Source organism: Micromonospora gifhornensis (assembly GCF_016863515.1).
Lineage (GTDB): Bacteria > Actinomycetota > Actinomycetes > Mycobacteriales > Micromonosporaceae > Micromonospora > Micromonospora gifhornensis.
Map to the genome: position 1 here is coordinate 43,448 of NZ_BOPA01000023.1, position 16,788 is coordinate 60,235.

At 71.0% G+C, this 16,788-nt stretch carries 16 protein-coding genes; 12 read left to right on the forward strand and 4 right to left on the reverse strand.

Going from position 1 to position 16,788, the window contains the following annotated elements; all coding sequences use genetic code 11:
* Nucleotides 1-687 precede the first annotated feature (687 nt).
* The 12 genes from Vgi01_RS17390 to yidC all read left to right on the forward strand — a co-directional run bounded on the left by Vgi01_RS17390 (nt 688) and on the right by yidC (nt 11,204).
* Complete coding sequence (locus tag Vgi01_RS17390) at nt 688-1,131, forward strand: hypothetical protein (protein WP_204291699.1); 444 nt, start codon at nt 688-690, stop codon at nt 1,129-1,131.
* Nucleotides 1,131-1,871 (forward strand): CIS tube protein, encoded by a 741-nt coding sequence (locus tag Vgi01_RS17395; protein WP_102656284.1) that lies wholly within the window; start codon nt 1,131-1,133, stop codon nt 1,869-1,871. The genes Vgi01_RS17390 and Vgi01_RS17395 overlap by 1 nt, the downstream gene beginning before the upstream one ends.
* Complete coding sequence (locus tag Vgi01_RS17400) at nt 1,868-3,463, forward strand: phage baseplate assembly protein V (RefSeq protein WP_204291700.1); 1,596 nt, start codon at nt 1,868-1,870, stop codon at nt 3,461-3,463. The genes Vgi01_RS17395 and Vgi01_RS17400 overlap by 4 nt, the downstream gene beginning before the upstream one ends.
* Nucleotides 3,463-3,801 carry a hypothetical protein gene (locus tag Vgi01_RS17405; protein WP_204291701.1) on the forward strand — a complete coding sequence of 113 codons (339 nt, stop codon included), beginning with the start codon at nt 3,463-3,465 and terminating at the stop codon, nt 3,799-3,801. Before Vgi01_RS17400 ends, Vgi01_RS17405 begins: the two co-directional genes overlap by 1 nt.
* Nucleotides 3,798-4,265, forward strand: a complete 468-nt coding sequence (locus tag Vgi01_RS17410) for a GPW/gp25 family protein (protein WP_102656281.1) — start codon at nt 3,798-3,800, stop codon at nt 4,263-4,265. The genes Vgi01_RS17405 and Vgi01_RS17410 overlap by 4 nt, the downstream gene beginning before the upstream one ends.
* Nucleotides 4,262-6,859, forward strand: a complete 2,598-nt coding sequence (locus Vgi01_RS17415) for a putative baseplate assembly protein (protein WP_204291702.1) — start codon at nt 4,262-4,264, stop codon at nt 6,857-6,859. The genes Vgi01_RS17410 and Vgi01_RS17415 overlap by 4 nt, the downstream gene beginning before the upstream one ends.
* Entirely contained in the window at nt 6,840-7,433 is a 594-nt protein-coding gene (locus Vgi01_RS17420) for a phage tail protein (protein WP_204291703.1), read from the forward strand. Before Vgi01_RS17415 ends, Vgi01_RS17420 begins: the two co-directional genes overlap by 20 nt.
* Entirely contained in the window at nt 7,430-8,353 is a 924-nt protein-coding gene (locus tag Vgi01_RS17425) for a hypothetical protein (protein ID WP_204291704.1), read from the forward strand. The genes Vgi01_RS17420 and Vgi01_RS17425 overlap by 4 nt, the downstream gene beginning before the upstream one ends.
* A 164-nt stretch (nt 8,354-8,517) precedes the next feature.
* A complete protein-coding gene (locus Vgi01_RS17430; protein WP_204291705.1) occupies nt 8,518-8,973 on the forward strand; it encodes a hypothetical protein in 456 nt (151 codons plus the stop codon).
* 15 nt (nt 8,974-8,988) lie between these two features.
* Entirely contained in the window at nt 8,989-9,759 is a 771-nt protein-coding gene (locus Vgi01_RS17435) for a hypothetical protein (protein WP_204291706.1), read from the forward strand.
* A 127-nt stretch (nt 9,760-9,886) separates the two neighbouring features.
* Complete coding sequence (locus tag Vgi01_RS17440) at nt 9,887-10,168, forward strand: DUF6412 domain-containing protein (RefSeq protein ID WP_204291707.1); 282 nt, start codon at nt 9,887-9,889, stop codon at nt 10,166-10,168.
* A gap of 157 nt (nt 10,169-10,325) precedes the next feature.
* Complete coding sequence (gene yidC / locus Vgi01_RS17445; protein WP_204291735.1) at nt 10,326-11,204, forward strand: membrane protein insertase YidC; 879 nt, start codon at nt 10,326-10,328, stop codon at nt 11,202-11,204.
* Nucleotides 11,205-11,260: 56 nt separating this feature from the next.
* Here the strand turns inward: yidC and Vgi01_RS17450 are convergent, their stop codons facing one another.
* From Vgi01_RS17450 to Vgi01_RS17465, 4 genes are read right to left on the reverse strand one after another with little or no spacing between them, the layout of a single operon-like run.
* Nucleotides 11,261-13,585, reverse strand: coding sequence for a beta-xylosidase/alpha-l-arabinosidase (locus Vgi01_RS17450; RefSeq protein ID WP_102655866.1), 2,325 nt, complete (start codon nt 13,583-13,585; stop codon nt 11,261-11,263).
* Between the two features lie 38 nt (nt 13,586-13,623).
* On the reverse strand, nt 13,624-14,484 hold the full coding sequence (locus tag Vgi01_RS17455) for a carbohydrate ABC transporter permease (RefSeq protein ID WP_204291708.1): 861 nt from the start codon (nt 14,482-14,484) through the stop codon (nt 13,624-13,626).
* A 1-nt stretch (nt 14,485) separates the two neighbouring features.
* Nucleotides 14,486-15,484, reverse strand: coding sequence for a carbohydrate ABC transporter permease (locus Vgi01_RS17460; protein WP_102655864.1), 999 nt, complete (start codon nt 15,482-15,484; stop codon nt 14,486-14,488).
* Nucleotides 15,481-16,788 (reverse strand): ABC transporter substrate-binding protein, encoded by a 1,308-nt coding sequence (locus Vgi01_RS17465; RefSeq protein ID WP_102655863.1) that lies wholly within the window; start codon nt 16,786-16,788, stop codon nt 15,481-15,483. The genes Vgi01_RS17460 and Vgi01_RS17465 overlap by 4 nt, the downstream gene beginning before the upstream one ends.

Genomic DNA, 16,788 nt, shown 5'->3' on the forward strand with positions numbered 1-16,788 from the left:
CGGACGCCGGGCGGTGCGTGGAGTGAAGCAGAGCAAAGGGGGGTCGGCGAGGTAGTTCGGGCTGCGGAGCCACACGGGTCGCCGCAGACTGCCGTCGGGCCGGGCGAGTCGCCACGGGCCGTCGTGAGGCTTGGCGAGTCGCTGCGGGATGTCGTGCGGCCGGGCGAATCGCCGCAGGCTGTCGTGCGGCCGGGTGGGTCGGCGAGGGCTGTGAGGCCGGGCGAGTTCGGTCGGGTTGGGCCGGACGGCATCGAAAGGTCGACGCCACGAGATGGTGATGCGGTTCCGGCGTACAGCGCAGCCGGCACCGCAGCGGCCGACGGGCCGCGCCCTGCCGACGAGGACGATGAGGACACGGCCACACCTCGGCGGCTCGGCGGGCCGGATGCCGGCTGGTCACACCCGACACCCCGGCTGCCCGCCCCTGGTCGGCGAGTAAGGGCGGCGGGAGGGCTGTCGTCGAACCGGGCTCGGCTGCGTGACGCCGGGCAGCCGGGCGCTGTTCCTGGGCCGGGGCGCAACGGATCTGGTGGCTGGGGCGGCGGCGACCCGGCTCGGGGCGGTCGCTGGCTTCGGGCGGTCGATGCCGGTCGCACCGCCGACGACACGCATCCGGAAGCCAGTGGACCCCCGACCGGGTACGGATCCAGCCGCCCCACGGCGGACGACGAGGCCGACCGCACACCCATGTCCGGACACCCACGGCGACCTACCGATGGGCACGGATACCCGGGACGACTCACCGACGGACCCGCGCCCGGCAGCCGAGTCATCGGCGGGCGCGAGCTGACCGGCCGGCCGACCACGGGATACGAGCGCACCGGCAGTCCTACGGTCCGGTACCGGCCCGGTGGGCGCGCCGTGGCCGGGGACGGGCTGTGGCCCGCCGGCGGAATACCGGCCGGTGTCGACCAGACAACCGACGGCAAGCAGTTCACCGGTGGCGAGTGGGCCGGTGGTGGTGGGGGGCGGTGGCCGGACCTCGACCCGTCGGGGTGGTCGGACCGGCGGCGGGTCGACGGGCCGTGGCCGAGGCTGCCTGACGATGCTCCCCTGTGGTCGGTGGCAGAGGTCTCCGGTGACGACGGCAGGCACCTGCGTCGGCTCGACCGGGAACAGGCGGGCGACTGATGGAACGGGTGGCCTTCCTCATCGACGCCACGGGTGAGCGGATCGACTGCCTGCTCAACCCGGAGAGTGTCGAGGTGACCCGGCTCGCCGGGGTACGTCATCGGGGCAGCACGGGCACCCAGCTCACCGGGGCCGGGCGGGCCGACGATCCGTTGGTCTTCACCGGTGGTGGGCGTACCGAACTCGTTCTTGATTTGCTGTTCGACACCGATTTTGCCGAGGGTCAGGTGCGTCCCGCCGACGTCCGGGAACTGACCCGGCCGTTGTGGCTGCTCGCGGAGAACTCGGCGGTGGAGCACGGCTGGGTGCGGCCGCCGTTGGTCCGGCTGGTGTGGGGCAAGACCTGGAACGTGCCGGGGGTGATCGTCGCCGTCGCGGAACGGTTCGACGCGTTCACCGCCACCGGGTCACCACGCCGGTCCTGGTTGCGACTCAAGCTGGTCCGGGTCACCGAGGACGCCGACCGGGCCCGGGAGGGCTTCGCCGAGGAACTCGCCGCCGCGCAGACCCCGGCCGTCGCGCCGGGCACGGCCGTGGTCGCCGCCGGCGACGGCAGCGGTGCCGTCGACTCCTCCGGCGTACGCTTCGACCTGCTCGCCCACGACGCGCTTGGTTCGCCGCTGCGCTGGCGGCTGCTTGCCGAACACAACCGGATCACCGACCCGCTCGCGGTGCCCGCCGGCACCGCCCTGGCGGTGCCACCGCTGCCCGAGACCATCTCTGCCGGGGGCGAGCGGTGACCGGCGTCGCGCCTCGGGCGCTGATCGTGCTGCTCGACGGCGTCGCGCTGCCCGAGGCGTTTACCGGTCAGCTGCGTACGGTCCGGGTGGCCGCCCGGCTGAACCGTCCCACCCAGTGCGAGGCGGTGCTGGCCGCCGGTCCCGGCACGGCGGCCCTGACCGGCCCGGTGCGGCTCGGCGCGAGCCTGCAGGTGCGGCTCGACGGTCGACCGGAGACGCTGTTCCGGGGTGAGGTCACCGCCGTCGAGGTCGAGTACGCCGCCGACGGCGCGGCCACGCTCCGGGTCCGCGCGTACGATCCGCTGCACCGGCTGCGCAAACGGCAACGGCTACGGGTCTTCGAGTCGGTCACCGTCGCCGACCTGGCCGATGACCTCTGCGCCGACCTGGGGCTGCGCGTCGACGCGCAGTGCGACGGGCCACGGTTGGAGCGGCTGGCGCACCACCGGGCCAGCGATCTCGACCTGCTGCTGGCGGTGGCCGGCCGGGCCGGGTTGCACCTGACCGTGCAGGACGACGTGCTGCGGCTGGTGACCTTGCAGGGTGACGGCGAGCCGATTCCCCTCGAACTCGGCCACCACGTGCACGATCTGCGTCTGTCGGTGAACGCCGACACCGCCGCGGGCGAGAGCACGGCGTTGGGCTGGCATCCGCAGCGCGCCGAACCGATCGCGCAGAGCGCCGACACACCCCGCTGCGGACGTCGTACGCCTGTCGAACCGGATCCGGCCGATGTCGGCGCGGACGGTGCCCGCACCGCGCTGGACCAGCCGGGCCGCAGCGACGACGAGATCGCCGCGCTGGCCCAGGCCCGCCTGGACGTCCGGGCCGCCGCCCTGGTCACCGCCGAGGGTACGGCCGAAGGCGATCCGGCGCTGCGGCCCGGCCGCCGGGTACGCCTGACCGGGGTCGCCGAGGCGGTGGCGGGCACCTACGTGCTCACCGAGGTGGTGCACACCCTCGACGCCGACGGACACCTGACCCGCTTCTCCACCGTCCCACCGCCGGCCCCGCCGGCCGGGCCACCCCCACCGGCGGTGGTCACCCTGGGCACGGTCACCGACGTGGCGGACCCCGACGGGCTGGGCCGGGTACGGGTGGAGCTGCCCGCCTACGGCGGCGCGGACGCCGGCTGGCTCGCCGTGCTCTGCCCGGGGGCGGGGCGGGGCAAGGGCCTGGTGGCGCTGCCCGATCCACAGGACAGCGTGCTGGTGGCGCTGCCCGGTGGTGAACCCGCCTCCGGCATCGTCCTCGGGTCGCTGTTCGGCGCGGTCGAGCCGTACGACGCCGGGATCGACGACGGTCGGGCCCGGCGCTGGTCGCTGCGGACCGCCGGCGGGCAGCAGGTCGTCATCGACGACGTGGCCCGCAGTCTGCGGTTGAGCACCGACGCCGGCAGCTGGCTGGAGTTGACCCCCGACCTGGCCACCCTGCACGCCGCCACCGACCTGGTGCTCTCCGCCCCGGGCCGGGCCATGGTGGTGCGGGCCCGCAGCGTCGACTTCCTGCACGCCGAGACGGTCGAGGACCCGGACACCGCCGCCGAGCAGGCCCGCACCCTCGCCCGCGCCCACCACGAAGGAGGCGGCTGATGCGCTGGATCCACCGCGACTCGGTGATCAGGTGCGACCACGACGGCCGGGTCCACAACCATGCCTCGCAGCAGTGGGTGACGATCGCCGGTGTCCCGACGCTGGTGGCCGACGACCCGAAGGGCCGCACGATCGTCGCCTGCCCCAACTACGGCACCACTGTGAAACCCTGCACGACGACCGAAGCGGTGCGGGTCGGCTACAGCAGGTGGGTACGCGTCGACGGTCGACCGGTCGTGCTGTCGCACCTCGAGGGATTCACCAACGGCAGCCCGCCCGGCCAGTTCACCTACCGGGTACGCGATCCCCGGCAGCGGTTCGTGGCGGCCGACCGATGAGGGCGATCAGGTTCGTCGGTGCCGGCTTCGACCCGGGTCGCAGCGGCGGGCTCGGGCTGACCGCCGCCGGCGGGCTGGCCATGACCGACGGCGACGAGACCGTACGCCAGGCGCTGTTCCTGCTGCTGTCCACCACCCCGGGTGAGCGGCTGATGCGCCCCGGCTACGGCTCCCGGCTGCATCGGCTGGTCTTCGCGCCGAACGACGACACCACCGCCGGCCTGGCCATCCACTACGTACGGGCGGCCATCGCCCGCTGGGAGCCGCGCATCGACGTGCTCGACGTCGACGCCGGTCCGGACCCGGACGACGCGTGGCGGCTGGTGATCCGGCTGGACTACCGGATCCGGGCCAGCCTCACGCCGGGCCAGCTGGTCTTCTCCGTCGACCTGCTGCCCGCCGACGACGAACCGGCCGCCGGGCCGACCGCCGAGCCCGGCACCGACGCTGAGGAGGCGCGATGACCCTGCCCGTGCCGCACCTGGACGACCGCAGCTTCCTCGACCTGGTCACCGAGGCCCGCGAACGGATCCAGCAGTCCTGTCCGGGCTGGACCGACCTGTCCGCGCACGACCCCGGCATCGCCCTGCTGGAGGCGTTCGCACACCTCACCGAGGTGATGATCTACCGGCTGAACCAGTTGCCGGAGAAGGCGTACGTCGCCTTCCTGAACCTGCTCGGGGTGAGCCGACACGCGCCGAGCGCCGCCTGGGCGGACGTGGTGTTCACCCGGACCGGGTCGGACGACGCGCCGCTGCGGATCCCGGCCGGCACCCGGGTGGCCGCCGCCCGGGGCGCGGACCCGCGGCCCGTCGTCTTCGTCACCTGTGAACCGGCGTCGCTGGCCGCCGGGCAGCGCGAGGTGACCGTCCGGATGCACCACTGCGAGCTGGTCGAGGCGGAACTGCTGGGGGTCGGCACCGGAGCGCCGGGGCAGGTGCTGCACGCGGCCCGGGCACCGCTGGCGCGTACCGCCGAGGCGTTGGATCTGCTGCTCGGTGTCGAGGTGCCGGCCGGGTCGGTGGAGCTGGGCGCGGCGGCCCGGGAACACGAGGGCCGCACCTTCGAGATCTGGCGGCCGGTGGACAGCTTCGCCGGCCTCGGCCCGCAGGACAAGGCGTACCTGATCGACAGGTGCTCGGGCAGCGTCACCTTCGCCCCGGCGCTGGACCTGCGGACCACCGACGCGGAGTCGCTGCGCTTCGGCGACGGCCCGGTCGGGGCAGTGCCACCGGCCGGACGGCAGGTACGGCTGTGGTACCGCGCCGGTGGCGGGCCGACCGGCAACGTGGCGGCGGGCACGCTGACCAGCCTGCGCGACCCGCTGCCCGGGGTGAAGGTGGTCAACCCGCTGCCGGCGGTCGGTGGCCGGGAGATGGAGACCATGGAGTCGGTGCTGCTGCGCGGCCCGTACGCCTTCTTCGCCCAGCAGCGTGCGGTGACCGCCCGCGACTTCGAGGTGCTGGCCACCGCCGCCGGCGGGGTGGCCCGGGCCCGGGCGTTCACCCGCGCCGCCGTCTACAGCTTCGCCCGCCCGGGCGAGGTGGAGACGGTGCTGGTGCCGTACGTGCCGATGCAGGCGCGGCCGGGTGGCGGGCTGCCGGTGGAGGTGTTGCGCGAGCACGAGGTGGAGGAGACCCGACTGCGGGTCGAGGCGGATCTCGGGCGACGTCGCTCGTTGGGCACCACCTGCCGGGCCAGTTGGGCCCGGTACAAGGCGGTGTCGATCCGGGCCCGGGTGGTGGTCCGCCGGGAGGAGGACGTCGACGCGGTGCGCCGACGCATCCACGACCGGCTGCACCAGACGCTGAGCCCGCTGCCGACCGCGCTCAACCCGACCGGTTGGGCGTTCGGCGAGCCGCTGCGGGCATCCAACGTGTACCGGCTGCTGGAGCATGCCGAGCCGGGGGTGCGCTACGTCGAGTCGGTGCGGTTCGTGGTGGACGAGGCACCGGACAACCAGGTGCGTACGCTGGCCGCCGACGAATACCAGGCGAACACCTGGTACGCGGGCAGCACCGAGGTGCTGTTCCGCTCCACCAACGCCGGTGCGGGCTGGGAACCGGTCGGTCGTTTCGACGGGGAGACCGTGCAGCGGGTGGCGCCCGCTCCCGCCCCGGTCCGACCCGGCATCGTGTCCCGTCCCGGCTCGGTGGCGGTGGCGACCGTACGCGCCGGTGGTGGTTCGCGGGTGCACCTGAGCACCGACCTGGGGGAAACCTGGTCGCTGCTGGCCGACCTGGAGGCGCGGATCAGCGACCTGGCCTGGATCGACCGGGACGGCGCCGGTGCGCTGCTGGTCGCCACCGACTCCGGCCTGTACGAGGTGTCCCTGCTGCCCGGCGCGGTGCCGTTGCAGATCCTGGTCGACCCGGCCGACGCCGACCGGGGCTTCTACGCGGTACGCGCCTTCGTCTCCGAACGCGGTGCCCGAGGGGTGGCGGTGGCGGCCCAGGCCGGTTTCGGGGTGTACCTGTCGGCGAACGCCGGACGCCCGGGCAGTTTCACCCACGTGGGTCTGGCCAACGTGGACAACCGGGTGCTCGCCGTGCAGTACGACGGCCCGGCCACCCTGTTGTGGAGCGGCGCCGGCGAGCCGGACCCGAAGAAGTCGGGGCAGGGCTGCTTCCGGGCCCGGCTGTTCGAGTCGGATGTGAAGTGGCAGGCCATGCAGGCGGGCTGGATCGGCGGGACCTGCCGGGACCTGACCTTCAACGCCACCGTCGCGCTGGCGGCCACCCAGAGCGGCGGAGTGCTGCGGCTGGACACCCTGGCCGGACAACCGCAGTGGGCGTCCGTGTCCGTCAACTGTGGACTACCGCTGCGGGACCGTACCCGGTTCATGCCTGTCGACGCGGTCGCCGCGGCCTCCGGTGGACAGCGGCTGGTGCTGGCCGGGGGCGAACGCGGCGTGTTCCGCAGCACCGACGCGGTCGACTGGTCGGCCAGCGCGAACCAGGCCACCGCCGACGTGGTGACCGTTCCGGACACCTGGCTGCTCTGCTCGGGTGAGCACGACATTGAGGTGGTGCGCCACGATGCGGCGAGCGGGCATTGAGCGGCTGCTGCCCGCGGCGTACCAGCGGGCCTGCGTGCCGGGCAGCGTGCTGTGGGCGCTGCTGGAGGTGATGGAAGGGCTGCACGCCCCCGACGAGGCGGTACTGGCCGAGGTCGACGCCCTGTTCGCGCCGTACCGGGCACCCGGGGAGATGGTGGCGTACCTGGCTCGGTGGGTGGCGATGGACCACCTGGTCGCCGCGCCCCGGCGGGACGCGCCGCTGCCGCTGTCGTTGAGCCGGCTGCGGGACCTGGTGGCGCACGGCGCCCACCTGGCGGCCTGGCGGGGCACCCCGGACGGGCTGCGTACCGTGCTGGAGCTGGCCACCGGCGTCACCGGTTTCGTCCTCGACGAACCGCCCGACCGGCCGTTCCACCTGGTGGTCCGGGTGCCGGCGGCCGTCGCCGACCAGGTGGCGCTGATCGGTCGCATCGTCGAGGCGGAGAAGCCGGCCGCGGTCACCGCCGAGGTGATCGTCGACCCGGCTCCAGCCGTCGATCCCACCCCAGCCGTCGTCGATCCCACCCCGGTCGTCGCCGGCCCTGTCGATCCCGCTCCGGAGGAACCGTCATGACCACCGAATGGACAGTCGTCGCCGCCGCCGAACAGTTCACCCTGGACGCCCGCAACGCCGGGGAGCTGACCTTCACCGTCTCCAACCCGGGACTTGCACCGGACACGGTCGTGTTCGACGTGGCGCCCGGCGAGGGCTCGCAGCGTGCCTGGTTCACCGTCACCGAACCGCAGCGGGTGGTGCCCCCGCAGGGCTCGGTGTCGTTCCTGGTCCGCCTGGCCGTGCCACCCGGAACCCCGCCCCGACGGTACGACATGACCGGGTTCGCCTACTCGGCGAACACCGCGCCGGAGGAGAGCTCCCGTTCCAGTGGCCGGGTCACCTACGAGGTGCGGGCGGTGGCGCCGCCGAAGCGTACGCCCTGGCCCTGGATCGCCGCCGCGGCGGCGCTGGTGCTCGTCGTCTCGGCCACGGTCGTGTTCCTGGTGACCCGTGGCGAGGATCCACCACCGTCGCCGCCGCAGGTGGTGACCATCGAGGCGGAGACCCTCGTGCCCACCGCCCAGGTCGGCTCACCGTCGAACTCGGCCGCGAGCGTGGTGGCGCAGGGAAACTGCTGCCAGGTGGCCTGGTCGCAGGACGCCCAGTTGTTCTTCCTCGGCCGGGCGATCAACGACCGGGTGACCGTACGCGTGGAACTGCCAGCCGAGGCGACCTGGCAGTTCTCCGCGGTGCTGACCACCGCCCCCGACTACGCCAACACCGTCTTCCTGATCGACGGTCGGCAGGTCGGTGACCCGTTCATCGGCTTCACCCCGAAGGTGCAGATCACCGACTGGCTCGACGTGGCCCGCGTCCACCTGACCGCCGGCCCCCACGACATCACCCTTGTCGCGATCGGCAAGACCCAGAGCACCGACAGCTACTTCGCCGGCATCGACGCCCTCCGCTTCACCGAACTCCCCCCACCCAACCTCTAACCCCTCTCCCCCGGACCCCGGCCCTCTGAACGCGTTGATCAAGAGGTTTGCGTCAAAAATCGGCGTCAACCAGACGCAAACCTCTTGATCAACGAGGGCAAGGGTGAGCAGGGACGGGGTGGGCGGGGTGGGGACGGGGTTGGGGAGTGAGAGGAGGGGTGGGGATGGGTGGGAGACAGAAGGTGCTGGTGGTGGGGCTGGGTGTGTTGCTTGTGGTGTTGTTCGTGGTGGCGGTGGGTGGGGGGCGGGAGGAGCGGGGGGACCCGGCGGGGCGGCATTCGCTCGTGGAGTGGCTCGGGCGGGGCAGTGGTCGGCAAGGCACGGTCGATCCGGCGACGGTCGAGGCGGAATGTGTCGAGGCGCCGGGACTACTGGCGGTGGTCGGCGACTGTGAGCTGCGGGTCGCCGACCCGGGCCGGTTGCGGACGCTGATCCTGCGCAGTCCGGGAGGGTTCACCGTCGAGGCACCGGCACCCGGCGACACCGACTTTACCGTGACCGACACGGTCACTCCGGAGCAGGACGGCACGGAGGCGGTGGCCCGGATCGCCGTGGATCGGCCGGCCACGGTGACGCTGCGCTGCCCCACCGGCTGCCTGGTCACGATCAGCGCGCAGTGAGAGCGAGGAGACCTGATGGGCGCGTTACGCAGGCCGTTCCTGCTGCTGGCCATGCTGGCCCTGGTGCTGGCGGTCGGCGTCGAGGTCGGTGCCGGGCTGCTGTTGGGCGGCTCGGACGCCGGGGCGGCGCTGGCCGGCAGCGCCGCCGACCTGGGTGTCGAGGTGTCCGACGTGAGCGGGGTCAGCGAGCCGTCCGGGCGGGGCACCGGCTACCTGGCGCTCGTCGACGCGGCGGCGTTGTGGACCACCGGGCTGTTCTGTCTGGGACTGGTGCTCCCCGAGCGGATTCACGGGCGGGTTCAGGGGGTCGCCACCCTGATCTTCTCGATCGTCCTGATCATCGTGGCGATTCTGGCCCTGGTGATCGCCTTCGTCGAGCTGTCGATCATGGTTTCGCTCTTTCTGGCGCCGCCGTTCGGCACGCTCGCCTATCTGGCGCTGTGGGGCTTCTTCCCGGTCGGGGACTCGGCCGTCCTGCTCGGCCTGGTGCTGCTGCTCAAGCTGGCCTGGGCCGGCCTGCTGCTGCTCGCCCAGCCGAAGTTCATCCAGAACAAGGGCCTGGTGCTGCTGATCGGGACCAGCCTGCTCTGCACGGTGGTGCTGGAGTTCCTGCACCGCCTGGTGCCGGTGATCGTGGTGAGCATCCTCGACGACCTCGGTGCGATCATCTTCGCCGTGATCGCGATCATCTGGGCCCTGGTGCTGCTGATCGGCGCGATCCCGGCGATCGTCAAGGCGATCCGCGCCACCGCCGCCCTGCGCGCCGAACCCGATCCGCACCGCTAGCGCGTGGTCCACCAATCCCCCGCCGGGGACACCCGGCCGGCACTCGAGGACATCCGGCTGGCACTCGGGGCACCCGGCCGGCGCTCGGGGACACATGCTTGTCGCGCCTGGCGGCTATGGTTGTCCTGTGATCGGGCTCGGCATGCTCTGGTACCTCGTCGGCATTCTCGCCGACGTGGGTGCCACCGGCCTGGTCACCGGCACCGCCGCGGCAACCGGCGTACTGCTGACGGTGGTGCTCTCCGCGGCGAACCTGCTCCGCCGGGTGGTCACCCCGGCCGAGCTGCGGGTCACCCGCCGGTTGATGCGCGAACGCGCCGGCCGCACCGGCGTACCCCGGCACCGTGATCCGGACGCGGCCGGCCGCGCCCGTCCCAGGGCCCCGACGGCGACCCTCGCGGTCGCCTGAGCCTTCTCTTCTGCCGCTCGACGGCGACCGCACCTGACTGGTTCCTGCCCGTTGTCAGTCCTCGGTCGTTCTTCGAGAGGTGCACCATGTCCAATTCGCCCACCCGCCACGCACAGCACACCGGAGGCCACCGGTGAGTACGCTGTTCAGCCCGCTGATGGCGGTGATCTACGCGGGCATCTCCGCGATCCTGTTGTTCTGGCACGGTGCCTGGCAGTTGGTCTTCGACGACGCACCGCTGCTCGGCACCAACTGGTCGTGGGTGCTCGGCATCGTCTTCCTGGTGCTCACCGTCCGGGCCGTACTCTTCCCGGTCTTCGTCAAGCAGATCAAGGCGCAGCGGGCGATGCAGGCGTTGCAGCCGCAGATCAAGGCGCTCCAGGAGAAGCACAAGGACGACCGGGAAACGCTCCAGAAGGAGCTTGTCGAGCTGTACCGGACGGGGCAGGCCAACCCGCTGATGGGCTGCCTGCCCATGCTGGTGCAGATTCCCGTCTTCCTCGGTCTGTTCCACGTGCTGCGGCACCTCAAGCCGTCGATGCCGGAGCACATGAAAACGCTGTACGGCTGGACGGTCACCCAGTTCGACAGTGCGTCGACGGCGACCCTGTTCGGCGCTCCCATCGCCGCCAACTTCCGCTCCGGCACGCAGGAGCTGGCGCTGCTCGGCGCGGACCAGGTCACGGTCCGGGTGGTGGCCGCCATCCTGATCGTGGTCATGATCGCGACCACCTACCTGAGCAGTCGGCAGATGATCCTGCGTACCGGCTGGGCCGATGATCCGCAGCAGAAGATGGTGCAGCGGTTGATGCTCTACGGCATTCCGCTGTCGCTGCTCGTCTCCGGTCTGATCTTCCCGATCGGCGTGATCATCTACTGGGTGACCACGAACCTGTTCTCCCTCGGGCAGCAGACCTGGGTGCTCCGTAAGTACCCGCCACCGCCCGTCGGCGGCGTCGCCGCCTCGACGGCGGTCACCGACGCCGTCGCGTCAGCACCGCCGAAGGTGGGGGCCAGGCCGAAGAAGCGGCGCTGACCAGCCGGACCCTGGTGCGTGGCCTGGGAGCGAACGCACCAGGGTCCGGATGATGGTCAGCGCAGTTGCGAGGTGGTCCAGCGGGGCGAGGAGGTGGTCACCGGGGCCAGGTCGCCGACCAGGACGGTACGGGCCTGGACGGCGCGGTGGGCGCTGGTGCCGACCCAGATGTCGACGTCGCCGGGCTCCACCACCCGGGTGAGCGTGCGGTCGGAGAAGGCCAGTCGGGTGGTCGGCACGGACAGCTCGACCGTGACCGACTCCCCCGGCTCCAGGTGGATCCGGCGGTACCCGAGCAGCTGCGCCACCGGCCGGGTCACCGAGGCCACCAGGTCGTGGCCGTAGAGCTGGACCACGTCCTCCCCGGCGACCTCGCCGGTGTTGGTGACCCGGACGCTGGCGTGCAGCGTGCCGGTGGTGGGCACGGTGTCGGACACGGTCAGGTCGGCGTACGCGAACGTGGTGTACGACAGGCCGTGGCCGAACGGCGCCACGGGTGCCGCCGACAGGCTCGTCACCCCGCTGCCCTCCCCCAGAGTGGGGTGCAGGTACGAGTACGGCTGCGCCCCCGCCGAGCTGGGCAGGGTGATCGGCAGCCGGCCCGACGGGTTGACCCGCCCGGAGAGCACGCCGGCGATCGCTCCGGCGCCCTCCTCGCCCGGGAAGAACGCCTGCACCACGGCCGCGCAGCGGTCCAGTGCCCAACCCAGCGCATACGGCCGCCCGGTGAGCAGCACCAGGACGACCGGCGTACCGGTGTCCAGCACGGCCTCGACCAGTTGGCGCTGCACGCCGGGCAACTCCAGGTCGTCGCGGTCGCAGCCCTCGCCGACGGTGCCGCGCCCGAACAGGCCGGCGTGGTCACCAACGACCAGTACGGCGACGTCCGCGTCGGACGCGACGGCGACGGCCTCGGCGAAACCGGACCGGTCCTCGCTGTCCACGGCACAGCCCGACGCCGAGCTGATGTGCTCGGCACCGAACTCGACCCGCAGCGCGTCGAGCACGGTGGGCACCTCGATGCCGGTCTCCACACCGGGTCGCTGCGCGAGCACGTGGTTGAGGAAGGAGTAGCACCCGAACAGCGCCGCCTCCCGGTCGGCGTTCGGGCCGATGACCGCTACCCGACGCCCCGCCGGCAGCGGCAGCACCCCCTGGTTGGCGACCAGGATGATCGACTTCTCGGCCAGCCGGCGGGCGATCGCCCGATGCTCGGGCGGATCCAGGTCGATCTGCTCGGCCGGCTCGTCGTCGAAGGTGGCGTCGAGTAGACCGAGTTCGAGCTTCTGGCGCAGCACCCGCAGCACCGACCGGTCGATCAGGGCCTCGTCGATCCGGCCGGTACGCACCGACTCGATCAGGGTCAGGTAGGCGTCGCCGGTCGGCAGTTCGATGTCGACACCGGCAGTGAGCGCCTGCACGGCCGCCTCCGTGTTGTCTTCCGCGACGTGATGCAGCAGGTTCAGGAAGGCCACGCCGTAGTAGTCGGCCACCACCGTGCCGTCGAAGCCCCAGCGGTCGCGCAGCAACTCGGTCAGCAGGGTCGGATCGGCGGCCACCGGCACGCCGTCGATCTCGGCGTACGAGTGCATGATCGAGCGCACGTCACCGTCGAGGATCGCCATCTCGAACGGTGGGAGCAGCACGTCGGCGATCTCCCGGGGGCCGGCGTGCACCGGGGCGAAGTTGCGCCCGGCCCGGGAGGCGGAGTAGCCGACGAAATGCTTCAGCGTGGCATGCACGCCCTGGGACTGCAGGCCGCGCACGTACGCCGTGCCGAGGGTGCCGACCAGGTACGGGTCCTCGGCGATGCACTCGTCGACCCGGCCCCAGCGCGGGTCCCGGATCACGTCCAGCACCGGGGAGAGTCCCTGATGGATGCCGAGGGCACGCATCACGGTCCCGATCGCTGCGGCCATCTCGGTGACCAGGTCGGAATCGAAGGCGGCTCCCCAGGCCAACGGCGTGGGGAATGTGGCGGCCTTCCAGGCCGACAGTCCGGTCAGGCACTCCTCGTGCACGATCGCCGGAATGCCGAGCCGGGTGCCGGTGACCAGTTCCGACTGGAACTTCCGTAGCCAGGAGGCGCGGGCGGCGGGGTCGACCGGACGCGTGCCGTACGGTCGGGTGAGGTGACCCAGACCGTGCCGGGAGAAGGCCTCCAACCCGCCGATGTCGCCGAACTCGCCCTGCAGCGGGGCGACTGCCTCGCCGTCCTCCTTCTCCCAGAACCCGACGAGCTGCGCGACCTTCTCCTCGATCGTCATCCGACCGAGCAGCTCACGTACGCGCGACTCGCCGTCTGGCCCGTCCGGCCGGTCGGGGCGCGGACCTGTTTGAGCCGGCGCCGACGCGCCCACCCCTTGACGGACCTCAATCATGCTGTGCCTTCCATTTCTGGTGCTCGTGCGGCTGCCGCTCAGCCCTTGACCGCACCTTGCAGGCCTCCGACGATCTGTTTCTCGGCGAAGGTGAAGAACAGTAGGGCGGGCAGCATCGCCAGCGAGGTGAAGGCGAGGATGCCGGCCGTGTCGGAGCTGTACTGACTGGAGAACTGCTGCACGCCCAGCGGCAGGGTATGCAGGCTGGCGTCACCGAGGACGAGCAACGGCAGGAGGAAGGCGTTCCAGCTCGTGACGAACGCGAGGATCCCGACGGTGACCAGTGCCGGCCGCGCCAGCGGCAGCATGATGCGCCAGAGGAAGCCGAGCCGGCCGGTGCCGTCGATCGCCGCGGCGTCCTCCAGTTCACGGGGGATGGCCGACAGGAACGGTCGTAGGATGACGATCGTCAGCGGCAACGAGAACGCGACCTGCGGAAGGATTACCGCATAGTACGAGTTGATCAGGCTGAGGTCGCGCAGCATGAGGTACAGCGGCAGGATCGCCGCACCGGCCGGGAACAGCAGTCCGAGGGTGAAGAAGGTGTAGAGCACCTCACGCCCGCGGAAGGTGTACCGGGCGAGCACGAACGCGGCGGAGACCCCGAGGGCCACCACACCGAGGGTGGTGCCCAGGGAGACCACTGCGCTGTTGAACGCCTGCCGCCAGAAGTTACTCTCGGTCAGCACTCGGATGTAGTTGTCGAAGACCCACGGGTCGGGCAGGGCGGCCGGGTTCGCGACGATCTGTGGGGTGGTACGGAAACCACCGATGACCACGTAGATCACCGGCGTGATCGACACAGCCGCGACCGCGAGCGCCAAGGCGTAGGTCAGGGGGTTTCCCCAGGACACCGGGCGGCGCTTGGCGGGCGACAGAACGGTGTTCGCGGTCGTCACGTCATTTTGCCTTTCTGGTGATGGCGCCCTCGATGTCGCGACGGAGCAGGAAGCGCTGGAACAGGATCGCCGCCACGAACGAGATGACGAACAGGATCACCGCGATCGCGTTGCCGTAGCCCCACAGACGGGCGAAGAAACCGTTGTCCACCATGTATGTCGCCATGGTGGCCGACGCGCCGAGCGAGCGTACCGCCGGCACCGAGGTCACCCAGATCACGTCGAAGACCTGCAACGAGCCGATCATGGACAGGAACATCCAGATCCGGATCGTCGGGCCCAACAACGGCAGCGTGACGTGGCGCTGGATCTGCCACCAGCTTGCCCCGTCGATCTGTGCCGCCTCGTTCAACTCCTGCGGCACGTTTGACAGTCCGGCCAGCAGCAGGATGATGGCGAACCCGACGTACTTCCAGGTGAGGACGAACAGCAGCGTCCAGATAACGATATCGAGATCGGCGAGCCACGCCTGGATCAGGCCGCCCAACCCGATCGAGCGCAGCAACGCGTCGAACGTGCCGTTCTCGGTCAGGATCAGCTTCCACATGATGCCGACGGTGACCTCGGCCAGCACGTACGGCACGAACGCCAGCAGGCGGAACACCGTGCGGCCGCGGAAGTGGCGGTTGAGCAGCAGGGCGACGCCCAGCGCGATGGGGCCCTGGATCAGCAGCGATCCGAACACAATGATCGCGTTGTTACGCAGCGCGTCCAGGAAGATCGGGTCCTGGAAGGCCATGACGTAGTTGTCGAAGCCGATGTAATCGGTGGGCGGTCCGACTCCACGCCAGCGGAACAGGCTGTAGTAGAAGGCGAAGCCGATCGGCACCAGGACGAACATCACGTACACGACGATCGCCGGCGTGGTGAGCCCGATGATCTCGTACCACTTGCGTCGCGTCTCGCGGGCCCGGCCGGCTTTCCGATCGGCGGGCCGGAGCCCCGCCGGCGGCGCGGACACGCCGCCGGCGGGGTTCAGGGTCTGGTTCACGGAGCTCACTTGCGGGCGGCCGACTTCATCGCGTCGACGACCTGCTGCGGCGTCCCGTTGCCCGCGAAGATGGCGACGATCGCGTCGTTCATCGCGTTACCGACGGTGCTGCCGAAGGCGGTGTCCAGCCAGAGCTGGACGTAGGTCGCGCTGGTGGTGGCCTCCAGGATGGAGCGCAGCGCCGGGTCCGAGACACCGGACTCCGAACCCTTGGCGACGGGCAGACCGGTGCCGGTCTCGGCGTAGCCCTTCTGCACCTCGGGGCTGACGATGTACTTCAGGAACTCGACGCACTCCGCCGGGGCGTTCTTGGCGCAGGAGAATCCGTCGCCACCGCCGAGGGCCGCCTTGGGGTCACCGTTCGAACCACTGATCGCCGGGACCGGGAACCAACCGATGAACTTGTTCATCGCCTCGGCATCCTCGGCAACGTTGTCCAGGGTGCCCTTGTTCCAGTCGCCCATCAGCTCCATCGCGGCCTTGCCGTTGGCGAGCAGGCCGTTGGCGCTGGTCGGGTCGTTCTGACCCGGGGTCGCGATGAAGTTGTTCTGGAACGGCTTGGTGTCGATGAAGGCCTTCAGGTCCTCGCCGGCCTTGAGGAAGCACGGGTCCTCGAAGTCCAGGTCCTTGGAGGCCTTCTTCAGGGTGTCGACGGAGCAGGCCCGCAGCGCGAAGTTGTACCACCAGTGCGCGGCCGGCCACTTGTCACCGGCGCCGACGGCGATCGGCACGACGTTGATCGCCTTGAGCTTGGTGACGGCCTCGTTGAGCTCCTCGAACGTGCTCGGCGGCGCCGCGATGCCGGCCCGCTCGAACATGTCCTTGTTGTACCAGATACCCTCAATGCCCATCCGGAACGGCAGACCGTACTGCCTGCCGTTCACCGCCCAGATCTCGGCGGAGCTGCCGACGTTGGCGATCTCGTCCTTCGCCAGGTCGGTGAGGTCCTTGAGGTAGTCGGCCTCGACCTGCTCGCGGATCTCGCCGCCACCCCAGGTCGGGAAGATGTCTGGCGGATCGTTGCTCAGCAGCGCGGCAGGCAGCCGGGTGCGCTGGAGCTGGTTGGTCTCGATGCCCTCGATCTCGATGGTGACCGTGGGGTGCAGGGCGTTGAAGTCCTTGGCAACCTTCTGCCAGTACTCCTTTCCAGGCCCATCCTGGCTGGCGTTGTGCCACCAGGTCAGGGTCACCGGGTTCTTGTACAGCTCGCTCTCGGCGGGCTCTTCGGACTCGCCGCCGCTGCATCCGGTGGCAAGTAGTGCGGTGGTGATGGACAGCGCTAGGACGGTTCGTACGCGGCGCTTTATAGCCAT

What these genes read in the sequence shown, in the direction of transcription:
- Vgi01_RS17465 (WP_102655863.1), bottom strand. Translation starts at nt 16,788, where the DNA reads ATGGCTATAAAGCGCCGCGTACGAACCGTCCTAGCGCTGTCCATCACC.
- Vgi01_RS17410 (WP_102656281.1), top strand. Translation starts at nt 3,798, where the DNA reads ATGAGGGCGATCAGGTTCGTCGGTGCCGGCTTCGACCCGGGTCGCAGC.
- Vgi01_RS17435 (WP_204291706.1), top strand. Translation starts at nt 8,989, where the DNA reads ATGGGCGCGTTACGCAGGCCGTTCCTGCTGCTGGCCATGCTGGCCCTG.
- Vgi01_RS17395 (WP_102656284.1), top strand. Translation starts at nt 1,131, where the DNA reads ATGGAACGGGTGGCCTTCCTCATCGACGCCACGGGTGAGCGGATCGAC.
- yidC (WP_204291735.1), top strand. Translation starts at nt 10,326, where the DNA reads ATGGCGGTGATCTACGCGGGCATCTCCGCGATCCTGTTGTTCTGGCAC.
- Vgi01_RS17405 (WP_204291701.1), top strand. Translation starts at nt 3,463, where the DNA reads ATGCGCTGGATCCACCGCGACTCGGTGATCAGGTGCGACCACGACGGC.
- Vgi01_RS17425 (WP_204291704.1), top strand. Translation starts at nt 7,430, where the DNA reads ATGACCACCGAATGGACAGTCGTCGCCGCCGCCGAACAGTTCACCCTG.
- Vgi01_RS17390 (WP_204291699.1), top strand. Translation starts at nt 688, where the DNA reads ATGTCCGGACACCCACGGCGACCTACCGATGGGCACGGATACCCGGGA.
- Vgi01_RS17430 (WP_204291705.1), top strand. Translation starts at nt 8,518, where the DNA reads ATGGGTGGGAGACAGAAGGTGCTGGTGGTGGGGCTGGGTGTGTTGCTT.
- Vgi01_RS17415 (WP_204291702.1), top strand. Translation starts at nt 4,262, where the DNA reads ATGACCCTGCCCGTGCCGCACCTGGACGACCGCAGCTTCCTCGACCTG.
- Vgi01_RS17420 (WP_204291703.1), top strand. Translation starts at nt 6,840, where the DNA reads ATGCGGCGAGCGGGCATTGAGCGGCTGCTGCCCGCGGCGTACCAGCGG.
- Vgi01_RS17450 (WP_102655866.1), bottom strand. Translation starts at nt 13,585, where the DNA reads ATGATTGAGGTCCGTCAAGGGGTGGGCGCGTCGGCGCCGGCTCAAACA.